This window comes from Trichococcus sp. K1Tr, assembly GCF_028309625.1.
GTDB lineage: Bacteria > Bacillota > Bacilli > Lactobacillales > Aerococcaceae > Trichococcus.
Window position 1 is genome coordinate 1 of record NZ_JAQMHR010000009.1, and the last position, 13758, is coordinate 13758.

Annotated in this window: 8 protein-coding genes and 2 pseudogenes; 3 read left to right on the forward strand and 7 right to left on the reverse strand. The window is 44.7% G+C overall.

Annotated elements, in window-relative coordinates; genetic code table 11:
* Nucleotides 1-178: 178 nt before the first annotated feature.
* The 5 genes from PH235_RS12185 to PH235_RS12205 form a co-directional block, all read right to left on the reverse strand.
* Nucleotides 179-622 (reverse strand): PD-(D/E)XK nuclease family protein, encoded by a 444-nt coding sequence (locus tag PH235_RS12185; protein ID WP_272162608.1) that lies wholly within the window; start codon nucleotides 620-622, stop codon nucleotides 179-181.
* A gap of 145 nt (nucleotides 623-767) precedes the next feature.
* Nucleotides 768-1505: a hypothetical protein gene (locus tag PH235_RS12190; protein WP_272162609.1), complete on the reverse strand. Its 738-nt coding sequence runs from the start codon at nucleotides 1503-1505 to the stop codon at nucleotides 768-770.
* A 701-nt stretch (nucleotides 1506-2206) separates the two neighbouring features.
* Entirely contained in the window at nucleotides 2207-3079 is an 873-nt protein-coding gene (locus PH235_RS12195) for a sugar ABC transporter permease (RefSeq protein ID WP_086989989.1), read from the reverse strand.
* Nucleotides 3080-3083: 4 nt separating this feature from the next.
* A complete protein-coding gene (locus PH235_RS12200; protein ID WP_272162610.1) occupies nucleotides 3084-4433 on the reverse strand; it encodes a carbohydrate ABC transporter permease in 1350 nt (449 codons plus the stop codon).
* Nucleotides 4434-4644: 211 nt separating this feature from the next.
* Complete coding sequence (locus PH235_RS12205) at nucleotides 4645-5919, reverse strand: extracellular solute-binding protein (RefSeq protein ID WP_272162611.1); 1275 nt, start codon at nucleotides 5917-5919, stop codon at nucleotides 4645-4647.
* A 297-nt stretch (nucleotides 5920-6216) separates the two neighbouring features.
* Here PH235_RS12205 and PH235_RS12210 point away from each other — a divergent pair, with 297 nt between their 5' ends.
* The 3 genes and pseudogenes from PH235_RS12210 to PH235_RS12220 all read left to right on the forward strand — a co-directional run.
* Nucleotides 6217-7980: a glycoside hydrolase family 13 protein gene (locus PH235_RS12210; RefSeq protein ID WP_272162612.1), complete on the forward strand. Its 1764-nt coding sequence runs from the start codon at nucleotides 6217-6219 to the stop codon at nucleotides 7978-7980.
* Between the two features lie 69 nt (nucleotides 7981-8049).
* Complete coding sequence (locus PH235_RS12215) at nucleotides 8050-9675, forward strand: glycoside hydrolase family 13 protein (RefSeq protein ID WP_272162613.1); 1626 nt, start codon at nucleotides 8050-8052, stop codon at nucleotides 9673-9675.
* Nucleotides 9672-11285 (forward strand): annotated as a pseudogene (locus tag PH235_RS12220) (glycoside hydrolase family 13 protein); the annotation flags it as partial. The gene PH235_RS12215 and the pseudogene PH235_RS12220, both read left to right, overlap by 4 nt.
* A gap of 888 nt (nucleotides 11286-12173) precedes the next feature.
* Here PH235_RS12220 and PH235_RS12225 read toward each other — a convergent pair.
* Entirely contained in the window at nucleotides 12174-13475 is a 1302-nt protein-coding gene (locus PH235_RS12225; protein WP_272162615.1) for a PTS sugar transporter subunit IIC, read from the reverse strand.
* A gap of 167 nt (nucleotides 13476-13642) precedes the next feature.
* Nucleotides 13643-13747, reverse strand: a pseudogene (locus PH235_RS12230) (PTS sugar transporter subunit IIB); the annotation flags it as partial.
* Nucleotides 13748-13758: the final 11 nt, after the last annotated feature.

A 13758-nucleotide genomic window follows, 5' to 3' on the forward strand; every position in this document is an offset into this window, starting at 1 on the left:
GATCCACCATTCCAGAGTATTCCAGATCACCGGAAACTCATATCGCATGAAAGACTACAAGCTGGAACGCGAGCAGCGTTCCAAGAAAAAAACACCGGACGATCCTCCGTGATCGACCGGTGAAAAAAGACAGTCCCCCGTTGTTTTTCGGCAGAAGCCGGTGAAAAACAACATCGTCTTACCGCTGAAAAACGACATTTTTTAAACCGGTGAAAAACAACATTTTTGAACCGGTGTTGACACCAATTTTATTTTCAATAGCCATGACTACTTTATTATTCTCTGATACTAAAAAAATATCTATGTTTTTATGTTCTCTATAAATCATCAAATCATTGTAGTCATTCAGCACTAAATCAAAATAATCAAACGAATCATTCTGTCTATCATTTTCTTCGATTACTGTTTTAAGTAGAGATTTGAAAAACTTATCCTGCCATTTATGACTTTCATTAGGGGATAGCAAGTATGCTAAAAAACTGCTGTGTCTGATTTCCGATCTTGATAATTTAAGTATTTGAAATATGTTCGTTTCATCTAGCCATTCAGATAGCTTATCTTCAATCTCTTCCATATCATTTAGTAAATTTAGAAGCTTTTTTTCTTTAGAAAGTTCTTCCAATATAGATCCTCCTTATATTTATGATATAAAACTAAAATTTAAATGTACCACCTCTGCAATAAGTTTTACCAGACTCGTTAAAGAAATGTATCACTAAATGCGAAGTAGCTTACCGCAAATACCACTTGTATAATTATAGTAATTCTTATAAATTTATTTCCACATGATTTTTAATTATAAACTTCATTAAAATACTTGTGAGCTCAATGATAACCTCAGCTTCTATTTCATTAGTCACTACTTCCCTAGTATGTTTGATATATTGATTTTGGAACTTAGTGTAGTAATCAATCAACGTCGTAATAGTATTTCTGAGTTCAGGAGTAATTCCGCTACTTTTTAGCAATCTCCCTAACTCATTAAGTTGGTTCTCCAGGCTCTTATTATTGCCTAATACTTCTTTTAACAAGGTTTCAAAGGCTAATCTCATTTCATCTAATGAGTTTCTATATTCAAAACCATTTTCATACTTTAGTAATGCTGCATTATAGAAATTTAGTGAGGTTGGATAGTCTTCTAGCCAATGTCTGGTATTTATGATTAGCTCTGAGTCTTCCAGCTTACTAGTAGAAAGATATCCATACCTTTCTACCAATTTCATTTTCAACTCATGGGCATTTTCATTTTCTCTGAATGTGGGTAAGGAAGCTAGATCAATTATTATTTTGTATTGCTGTTCTTCAGAGAAGCATAAAAGGTTACTTTTAAAAGCTTGTCTTTTTGAAACCATTTTACTGGAATGGAAGGGATAATTGTCGTAAGTTAATGACTTATTAAAATCGACTGCATATCCAGTAAAATAAGAAATAATCTTAGAGCCTGTTAAACCACTATCTGTTTCAGCCAGAATGTCACTTGCATATGTTAAAAATGAAATATCCATTGTACTTATTATCCTTTCTTATTCTTATAATTGCTGACAAGCTCTTTTTTTGATTCGATAAACTATACCTCTTGTCATTCCTTTGGCATTTGCAACCTTCTTGATTGGCTCATCTTGCTGCAATTTATTCATGATTATATTGTAAATCATAGGGATTCAATTTACCGATCCTGATTTGGATACGGGATTTACATGTGCGCATACCCGATTTTCATCTACCTTTACTCATTTTGTCACAGTATTTATTATACACTTATAATCGGTACGATTAATGCAATAAAATCAATGTTTGGCATGTGTCTAATTTGGGTACACCTTAAATAGACATTAGAATATAAAGTATTCTCTCTCTAATAAATTACTGAGGTGTTACTTTTTTCATTTATCTAGATTCATAAAACGGAAAATTTGATATTTCAGGCAAATTATCGGAGAATCACACCACTCTGTTCGCGAACTTCTGACACCCTACTTGATTGTCTGAGAAAGTAGGGCATTCGATCGCATCCTACTTATTTCTGCGGTTGGAGACAAAATGCTTGTCGGTCCAGCAACTACGATCAATGACGCGTTGTCTCAAATCATTAAGGGCTTGGCGATCGTGAACTGAGGAACATAAGTCGGAATATTGATTGAACGCACAGAAAAGCTCAAAAGGCGCTCAATCAAGAGCGCCTTTTGGGCTTTTTCAGCATATATTCTTATCCTTTAACCGATCCGGAAGTCACACCTTCCACATAGAAGCGTTGCATGAAGATGAACAGAATCGTGATCGGGATGGCAATCAGCACACAGCCTGCGGTGAAGGCCATGAACAGCGAGTTCGCGGTTGTGCGGGTCATCATCGTGAACAGCCCAATCGCGATCGTGTAGTTCGGGATGTTGTCGCCCATGATGATTTTTGCGAAGATAAAATCCATCCATGGTCCCATGAAAGCCAGCAAGGACGTGTACACGATGATCGGTTTGGACAACGGCAGTGTGATTTTTGTGAAGATCTCCCACTTGTTGGCACCGTCGATCATGGCCGATTCATCCAATGCCATCGGGATCGTATCGAAGAATCCTTTGGCGATGTAGAAGCCTAGCGCCGAGCCGGCGGAATAGACCAGAATCAAAGCAAGCAGGCTTTCCGTCAGATTCAGGGCTTTCAGGATGTAGTACACGGCGATCATGCTCATGAATCCGGGGAACATGTTCAGGACCAACGCGACTTTCAGGAACGGTTTCCGCATCTTGAAGCGCAGGCGCGACAGTGCGTACGCCATTGCGATTGTGATGAAAGTCGACAGAATGCAACTGATGACGGAAACAAACAACGTGTTCAGGAACCAGCGCACAAACGGATAATTTCCGGTTGTGTTCTGCAAAAGAATTCTGTAGTTATCCAACGTGAATGATTTTGGAATAATGTACGGAACGAACGCGCCGCCTTCTGCTCGGAAGCTGGTCAAAACGATCCATACGATAGGGAATAGCCAAATGACCGACAGAACAGCCAGGATGGCATAGACTGTAGCCAGCGAAGACCGCCGTTGCGCTTTGTATCCTGTTGTTTTCTTTGCTTTTGCCATTTTTTTAGCCCTCCTTGAATGAATTCGTTCTTGTGTAAGCCAGCAGACTGAACACTGCGGACAGGATGAAGATCAGGATACCGATGACGGATGCCAAATTGTAGTCCATCGTATTGACCGTCAAGTTGTACAGCCACGTAACCAACAAGTCCGTCGAACCCGCGCCGTAAAAGTCGGAGTTCGAAGGTCCGCCTCCGGTCAACAGGAAAATGACGTTGAAGTTGTTGATGTTGCCGATGAACTGTTGGATCAACGCAGGCATCATCACGAACAGAATTTGCGGGAAAGTGATGTTCCTGAAAATCTGCAGTTTGTTAGCGCCATCGATCCGGGCCGCTTCGATCTGATCCGTCGGCAGGTTTTGGATGATCCCCGTCGAAACCAGCATCGTTGCCGGAATCCCGATCCACATGTTGACGACAATGACGGTAATTTTTGCCCAAATCGGATCTGTCAAAAATGGAATGGCTGAATCGATCAGGCCCAAGTTCAACAATGTCGCGTTGATGGGACCCGCGCCATTCAAGAGATTACGCATCACCAACAGTGAAATAAACTGCGGAACGGCCATCGTGGTGACGAAAATTGTGCGCCAAACGCCTTTGAATTTCAGGCCTTTAGTATTGATCAAAAGTGCCAGCAGGATGCCGAAGAAAAAGCAAGTGACTGTTGCCAACGTCGCCCAAATCAGCGTCCAGCCCAAGACCGGGAAGAAGGTGTCTGCCATATTTCCGGAAATGACGTTACCGAAGTTTACAAAGCCGACCCAGGTAAAAAGGTTTTTCGGCGGCAGATGCGTGTGGTCATAGTTCGTGAAGGCGATCGAAATCATGTAGAGCAGCGGCAGGACCGTGAACAAAAGTACGCCCAACAACGGAATCGTCATCAAGGTGGCATGGAATCGTTCATTCAACAAACTCGCCAAATCATCCATCGTGCTCGGGATTTTTTTTCCTGCTTTCTTCAGTTCATGGATATTCCTTGCGCTTTTCAGATTGATGACGTACAAACCAACAAGGAGCAAACAAATCACAATGGCAGCAATCCCGAATAATAGCAGTAACATCGAGTTGTCGCCCTCTTGCAGCACTTCAATCCCTAAGCGTTCGTCAAAAACGAGCCCTTGCCCCTGAGTACCCAACGTCGCCAACATAGATAGCGCCCGCAGTCCATTGCGGATCAGCCAATAGAAGAAGGCAATCTGCGAAAACAGGAAAATCAAACCCTTTAAATATTGTTTATTGGCAAGATTGGCAGCTCCCATGACAACAAAGGAAAGTTTTGTTGCGACGTCCCCTTCTTTGAACAATTCCCGAAAGGTCATCTGCTGGCCGTAACTTTTTTTCTTGAACATGGCTTCCCCACTCACTTTCATGATTTAAATAAGAGGGACGAAAGATGCGTGATCTTTCGCCCTCTCTGCGTGATATATATTGTTGGCTAGCTTCACGGGTTAGCCCTTCGGAAATTAGATAAATCGTACCTATTGCGCTCTTCGATGCTCAGTCGGCACGATTTCCTAAATTTCTTTCAGGGCTGAACGAACCCGTTCCGCTTTTCTTGCTTTATTCTTTTTCTTCTTCAGGTTCTGTTACTTTGGAAGTGTCGCTGACCAATTTGTCCAGTTTTTCCATGTACTCGGATTCTGTGATGTTGCCTTTGTATGCATCATTGATGATGGCATCCATTGCTGGCCAGAATGAAACGATTTCCGGAACTTTAGGCATTACGACTGAATGAGTGGATTGGGACATTTCCATGACCGCTTTCGCCACAACATCTTCTTGCACTTCCGCTGTTTCTTGAACGACTTTGTTAGATGGGATGACGCCCATTTCCTGGAATTCAGTCAATTGGGAAGTTTCATTGGAAAGGTAGTTAGCCAAAGCCATGGATGCCAAAGGCGCATCTGTCTGTTGGTTTACGGCAAACAATTTGACGCCCAAGAAAGCTTTCATCTGAACTTCGCCGCTGCCGAAATCGACTGTCGGGTAAGCCGCAACGCCCATGTTCTCGCCCAAGGCTTTGATGACATCATTTTTCGACCAAGGACCGGAAAGGAATGCGTCCGAAACGCCTGCTTCCAAGTTAGCCAAAGCTTCAGCACCAGATTGGATCACGCCTGGATTGTTCTTTTGAGCTGCAATCCAGGCAAGTACTTCAGCACCTTTTTCGCTATTGAAATTGGTTCCGCTTGGATCTTCACCGTTTTCACCGTACAAGTAAAGACCGTTACTCATGAACAGCGGCCCAAAGATATAGTTGGCTCCGGCTTCAGCAAAGTTTGTGCCGATTTTGCCTTTTTCAGACAATGTCGTCCAGCTCTTCACATCGTCTTCAGTAAGTTTCGCTTTGTTATAGTAGAGAACTTGCGATTCAACGCCGTATGGGTAGCCGTAAAGCTCATCGTTCCACGTTACGCCTTCAACAGCCGATTCCACGTTGTTTGCTTTTACTTCATCTGCGTATTTTGTGTTCGGGTACAACAGACCCGCTTCAGCCATTTGACCGACCTGGTCATGCGGCATCATGAAAACATCGGCAGCTGCTTTTGGATCTTTCGAGACATCTTTTTTCGCATCCGCTGAGCTTCCTGCTGCCACTTCAACCGTAACTTCTGGGAATTCTTTTTCGAAGTCTGCTACGATTCCTTTGAAGACTTCCACGTGATCCGTGTCCACCCACAATTTAACATCGCCTTCTACGACGACTTCCCCGGATGTGTTCTCAGCCGAACCTGTGTCGCTTGTATCAGCTGTGCCGCCGCATGCGCCCAAGATTAAAGCAGATGCCCCCAATATTAAACCGCTTCCAAAATATTTTTTCCAATTCGTCTTCACTTACTTGTCCCCCTTGAAATGAATTTCCTTTACAAGTCTGATTATGCAACCGATTGCTTAAATAGTCAAGCGTTATTTCTCATAAAAAGAAAACGGTTTATTTTTTTGATGAGTCAGATCGATTGTGAAAAGTTTAATTACATATGTATACCAAGGTTTTTTAATAGTCCGCGAGCCAATGCACATAATTCTCAACCAAAAAAATAAAATGCAACCGATTGCTAAAAGTTCTTGCAACCGATTATGCAATGTGCCACAATGTGGGAAAACAAAGAGTGAAAAGGAGCCGATACTACTATGAACACTTCAGCACTTTACCATCGTCCCGAAAGCGAGTTTGCCTATCTATATGACCCAGAAACGATGCATGTCCGTTTGCGTACCGCTCGCGGAGACGTTAGAGAGATGGGGTTGCTTTACGGGGACCCTTATTTTTTGGACAAAGAGGAGTGGTTCCGCAAACCGCTTCAGATGATCAAAACACTTTCCACCGATCTTTACGATTACTGGTTTGTGCAAGTGAACGCACCTTTAAAACGCTTATCCTATGCGTTCGCCTTAACCGGCCATGACGGAATCTCCGTCTTCTATGGCGATCACGGTGTTTACCCATTAGAAGAGGAGTATTTGCGGATGCCGAATAATTACTTCCGGATGCCCTTCTTCCATGAAGTCGATCGCTACAAAACACCTGAATGGGTCAAAGAAACCATTTGGTATCAGATTTTCCCGGAGCGTTTCGCCAACGGGGATCCTAACAACGATCCGGAAGGCACGCTGGCTTGGGGCTCGGAAGACCCGAACAGACAGAACTTCTTCGGCGGCGACCTGCAGGGGGTCATCGACAAGCTTGATTATTTGGAGGACCTGGGAATCAACGGGATATATTTCTGCCCGATTTTTGAAGCTTCTTCCAACCACAAGTACGACACGATCGATTACCTGAAAATCGATCCGGCCTTCGGCGATGCCGAAACGTTCAAAAAACTCGTGGACGAATGCCACAGGCGCGGCATAAAAGTCATGTTGGATGCCGTCTTTAACCATATCGGCGATTCTTCTCCGCAATGGCAGGACGTGCTTAAAAATGGGGAAGATTCGAAATATGTCGATTGGTTCCACATCAATGAGTTCCCGGCTTCGTACAAACGAGGCGAAAACTTTGAGGATGCTTATGACATCACCTACGATGTCTTTGCCGCTAACCCGCATATGCCGAAATTGAATACGGCCAACCCGGAAGTGCAGGACTATCTGCTGAACATCGCTCGCTATTGGATCGAGGCTTTCGATATCGACGCCTGGCGTTTGGATGTCGCGAACGAAGTCGACCACGCTTTCTGGAAAAAATTCCGGATCATCTGCGATGAAGCCAAAAAAGATTTCTACATTCTCGGCGAGATTTGGCACTCTTCCCAAAACTGGCTGCAGGGCGACGAATTCCATGCCGTCATGAACTACGCCTTCACCGACGCAATCATGGGCTATTTCGTGAAGAATGAACTATCATTAAGTAAAATGGTGTCGGAAATGAACAACCAACTGATGCTCTACCGTGATCAGACGAACCAGATGCAGTTCAATATTCTGGATTCCCATGACACGCCGCGCCTGTTGACGGAAGCCAACGAGGACAAAGACATCATGAAGCAAGCGATGGCCTTTACTTATATCCAGCCCGGCGTGCCTTGCATCTACTATGGAGATGAAATCGGCTTGACCGGCGGAATGGACCCGGATTGCCGCAAGTGCATGGTCTGGGAAGAGGAAAAGCAGGACCGCAATCTGCATCGATTCGTGAAACAACTGAATGGCATCCGCAAAGAGCAGCAAAGGATCCTTTCGGAAGGCACCGTTTATTGGCGCCAAGTGTCCGAAGAATCGGGCGTGATCATTTTGGAGCGCATGCTGGGCGGCGAGGTCATCCGCGGTGCCTTCAATACCGGCGAACATACAGCACGGGTCGAGCTGATCGGGGAGGCTTTGTTCTCGAACCTTGCGGATGTGTCGGATGGATCGGTCGAATTGGAACGCAAAGGTTTTGTGTTGATGAAAGAATAATCCCTGCCCGTTGCGGCGGATAGATGCGAAAATAAATTTTCTGAAATGAATAAGGGATGAGGTTGCAGCATGGAAAAACATTGGTGGCAAGAGGTTGTCGTTTATCAAATCTATCCGCGGAGCTTCAAAGACAGCAACGGCGATGGTATCGGCGATATCGCTGGTATGACCGAAAAATTGGACTACCTGGAAAAATTGGGGATCGGGGCGATTTGGCTTTCGCCTGTCTACCAGTCGCCGAACGACGACAACGGGTACGACATTTCCGATTACGAAGCCATTCTTGATGAATTCGGCACGATGGCAGAGATGGAGCATTTTATCGCGGAAGCCGACAAGCGCAACATCAAAGTGGTGATGGATCTGGTGGTCAATCATACTTCGGACGAACACGCTTGGTTTGTCGAAGCCAAAAAAGGCAAAGATAATCCGTACCGCGACTATTATGTCTGGGCAGATCCTGCCGCAGATGGCGGCGTGCCGAATGGATTGGGCTCAGCCTTCTCCGGCCCGGCCTGGGAATGGGATGCGGCGAGCGGTCAATATTACTTGCATCTTTTCAGCAAAAAACAGCCGGACCTGAACTGGCAGAACCAAAAGATGCGCCAGGAAATCTACGCGATGATGAACAGCTGGATCGACAAAGGCATCGGCGGCTTCCGCATGGATGTCATCGACCTGATCGGGAAAATCCCCGAAAAGGGAATCACCGGAAACGGCCCACAGCTGCATGAATTCCTGCAGGAAATGCAGCAAGCGACTTTCGGCAACCACGATCTGCTGACCGTCGGCGAAACTTGGGGAGCGACCCCCGAAATCGCCAAATTGTATTCCGCTCCTGAACGCAAGGAGCTGTCCATGGTTTTCCAATTCGAACACATCGGCTTGGACCAAAAACCGGACGGCGAAAAATGGGATCTGCAGCCTATGCGGGTGGCCGAACTGAAACGGATTCTGACGAAATGGCAAACGGAACTCGGGCACGACGGCTGGAACTCCTTGTTCTGGAACAACCATGATTTGCCACGGATGCTTTCGCGCTGGGGCAATGACCAGACGTACCGTTCGGAATGCGCCAAAATGCTGGCGATCCTGCTGCACATGATGAAAGGCACGCCCTACATCTATCAAGGCGAAGAAATCGGCATGACCAACACGCCGATCACATCCATTACGGAAGCAAGGGACATCGAAACGATCAATATGTACCGCGAGCGCTTGGCGAAAGGCTATTCCGAGGCGGAGATCCTGGCTTCGATCAACGCGAAAGGCCGCGACAATGCCCGCCGCCCGATGCAATGGGACGCTTCCTCGAACGGCGGCTTCACGGCAGGCACGCCTTGGATCGGCGTGAATGAGAATTATCCGGTCATCAATGCGGAAGCTGTATTGGCGGACCCGGATTCGATCTTTTATACCTACCAAAAACTGATCCGCTTGCGCAAAGAGCAGCCGATCATCGTTTGGGGCGATTTCGAGCTGGTTGATACGGTCGACGAAGTCATCAGCTATTACCGGGAATATGAGGGGGAACGTTGGCTGATCGTGACCAATTTCTCCGATGCCGCGCAACCGTTCTCGGTTGAGGACGAGATAGTCGAAGTCATCATCCAGAATGACGGGGATGAGATTACCGGTTTGAAGGAGCTGCAACTGAAACCTTGGCAAGCTTTTGTTGTGAAGGTGAAGACATGAACAGATGGTGGAAAAATGCGGTAGGCTATCAGATCTACCCCCGGAGTTTCCGGGATGCCAACCACGACGGCATCGGCGACCTGCAGGGGATCATCGAAAAACTGCCCTATCTGAAGTCATTGGGCGTGGATTTCATTTGGCTGAATCCAGTCTACGCTTCGCCGAATGTCGATAACGGCTATGACATTTCCGATTACCAGGACATCCATCCCGATTTCGGGACGATGGCTGACTTCGAGGAATTATTGGTCACGGCCCATGCGGCAGGCATCAAAATCATCATGGATCTGGTCGTGAACCATACAAGCGATCAGCATCCTTGGTTCTTGGAAGCGAAAAAAGGCAAAAGCAACCCGTACCGCGATTATTATCTGTGGGCGGATGCCACGGAAAATAAAATGCCGAACGCTTGGAAAAGTTTCTTCGGTGGATCGACCTGGACTTACGACGGTTCGGGCCAGGCCTACTTCCATGTCTTCGCACCCGAACAGCCCGACCTGAATTGGAGAAACCAGCAAGTGCGGGAAGAAATCTACCGGATGATCCGTTGGTGGCTGGATTTGGGCATCGACGGCTTCCGTCTGGATGCGATCAGCCATATCCAGAAAGAACCGTGGGATTTCAAAATCACCGACAATCCCTGGGCACCCTTCATGAATGTCTCGGGGATCGAAGTCTATATGCAGGAACTGAAGGAGATTTTTGATGCCTACCCCATCATGACGGTCGGCGAAGCAAGCGGCGTCTCCAGCAAAAAAGCGGTAAATTGGACCAAAGAGGACGGCTATTTGAACATGATCTTCGAGTTGGAGCATAACGTGCGCGAAGGCCAGCCGGGTGCGGAACGGCTCAATCTGTTGGGGTTCAAAAAGGTGCTTTCCCGTTGGCAAAAGGACTTGGGGTCGAATGGATGGAACGCCCTGTACGTGGAGAATCATGATAATCCGAGGATCGCTTCGATTCTGGGGGATGAATCGCCCAAATCAGCCAAAGCGATTGCGACGATGTATATGTTGCTGAAAGGGACGCCCTTCATCTATCAAGGCCAGGAAATCGGCATGACCAACTTCGCTTTCGAGTCGATGGAACAAGTCGACGCCCAGGATTCGCACAATCTTTACCGCATTCTCTTGGATAGCGGCTCGTCCCCGGAAGAAGCGCTAAGGAACGTCACCCATTGGACGCGGGACCATTCGCGCACGCCCCTGCAATGGGAAGGCGGGATGTTCGGCGGATTTTCCGAGTTGCTGCCCTGGATGGCAGTGAACAGTAACGCTGAACATTTGAATATCGCCGAGCAGGAAAAAGATGAACAATCCGTTTTGAGCCATTACAAGCAATTGATCCGATTGAGAAAGAATCAGTCCGTATTTTCCGATAGTACCTTCGAACTGATTCTGAAAAATCATCCGCAGGTCTTCGCTTATTTGCGAAAATCGGATACAAAACAGGTCCTCGTTCTCACGAACCTTAGCCGGAACCCTTGCCAAATCGACCTTCCGACACGGGTGTCCCACAAACAATGGCAGCTGCTGTCGACGAATACAGTGGATGTGCCTGCGGTTGCAAAGCGGCTGCGGATGCAGCCTTACGATGCTTGGGTGTTTGAAGAAGTAGTTGGGGGCTCCCGCTGGAGTGAGGCGGGAACAGATCGGATAAATCCGCTGAGTGGAGACATCATCGGACCTACGCACAATATTCCGAATCGAAGCTGAATCATTTGAATCGAATTTCCGCCCCCCTCATACAACAAACTGATCACGTATAAGGCATTTTATTTTATATCACAATATGTGTGCATCTTTACTCTTGAAAAAAAGCTTCTTGACATAGGCATCGGTTGGTTCAATTTCCCCTTGGAGTCTAAATCATAAATTTTCAAAAGAGACAGGTTCAGTCCATTTACAAAATGAATTTTCCCCTTTATACTCTCATCTTTGACAGTAAAAACCACAATAATACCTATAAAACGGGCAAAATTGTGGTTTTTTGCATCCGAAAATGAGTACTATTTCTTCTTTTTGGTTTGTTGTAAAATATTTTTCATCTTATTTTGCGTGACTATTTCGGTATCCGTACGGAACCCAAATTCCTCGTGTAAGTGGGAATGTAGCCTTCGGCTGGCACTTGTAATACTGTCATACTGCTTATTGTCTCAATGATTTCACAGCACGTATGGCTTTCGTCAATTTTTTCCAAAATGCGAACTCGTCTCGTGTACTTACAGAAGGACGAAAGAATCCAGAATGCTCTTATCAGCGCGCAATGCCGTCCGTTGGACAAAGGTTATTGAGAGGTCTTCGATAACGATGATTTCTTGAGAATCAATTATCTGCTTGGAAAAAAATGGCCCCATCAATTTGTGCCGCTAGAGACCCTTCGGAAGTACGGGAAGTAGCGTGTGTGTACAACAATTTTAAAAAGCGAAAAAGCAGCTAAAAACCTTAATATAACGGTTTTTAGCTGCTTTTTCTTTTATAAACTGTCAAATTCGGGAATTACATATTAGCTGCAGAACTCTCAAATTCAGTGGTATTGAGTCCTTTTTCTTCTTCAATAGCTTCTTTTTCTGCAATCTTAAACCATGGATACCATAAAAATATCGGTAAAATCTGAGTTACAATTTGTAAAATTAAAATTCTCACCCCACCTTGCAAAAACGCACCAAACCCAATAGGCAATCCAAACACATGCGCCGATCCATTAAAATGCGGAACTAAACCAATTTTTATAACAAAATACGATAAACTCAACATTAGTAAGCTATTGGTTAAGAATGGGAAAAGAAATTTAAAATTTAAAACCAATGGTAGCCCGAAATTCATTGGTTCTCCAATACCAAATATTGATGGACCTAATGTTAATTTCCCAACCTCTCTGAATCTTTTACTCCGCGATCTCATTAGTAAGAAAATCAACGCCAATTGATAACCACCAAAGTTGACTAAACTGTAAAAAGCAAATCCTGCAATATTCGGAGGTGTATGCCCCGCCGCTAGAGCTTCTAGGTTTTGAATATCAAGAGCCATCCATAAGGGTTGAACAAATGGCATAATAACATTTTGTCCATGTATTCCAAAAAACCATAAGATATTGGCTAATAGGGACACAATTAACACTGCGCCTAGACTACCACCCAGCTGTTGCATTGGAGCTTGTAGTAAAGAATACACAGCTTGATGTAAGCTACCAAATGAAGTTAAAGAAAATACATATCCAACTAACATAAAGAGTACACCTATAGTTAAAGTAGGGATAATACCTGCAAATACATTTGCTACCATAGGAGGAACGCCTTCAGGCATTTTTATTGTGAATCCTCTTTGCTTAAATTCAATAAATATTTTGGAAGAAATCATTGCAACAATTAACGCAGAGAATGCTCCAGAAGCGCCTAACCATTGAACTGGGACAGCTCCTCCACCATTTTTTTCTAAGATACCACCGGGTGTTAAAATTAAAAACCCGAACAATGCTGCCACTGCAGCTGCAACTCCATCATCATCTCTTAATGTTAAATGTACAATGTTTTTTGTTATGAATATTACCATGTACACTGCTAATAGACCCAAAGTATAAGTGGTTGTATTACTTAATATAGGGAGCATACCAGAATTACTTACAAAATCAGTTAATGGTTTGAACGGGATAACATAGGCTAATAATGAAAAGGATCCTAAAACGGTTAGTGGTAAAGTTGCCATCATTCCAGAAGACAGCCCTTGAACCCATGTATGATTTGATATTTTCTCTAGCGTAGGTGATAGTTTTTCGAAAAATTTAATAAATAGTTCTTCCATGATTACTTCCTCCTATTATGTTTCAATTCACATTAACTATGTGCAAAAAGAATTTCATTTATTTATATAAGTTGAACCGAATTATTTCACCTCCTACTACCTTGTAGAGGAAGAACAGTATGATGCCGCTGCTTTTCTGCATTTTTTGGTTCATTTTGGGCAACTTAATCATCCACCACCATAATGCGTTTCACTTTGACCGCGCTAGTCCATTGTGTCACGACGATTCCGTGAACGAGTCGTTCACCAATTCGAGCTAATACTAATCTCATTTTTTATTTCT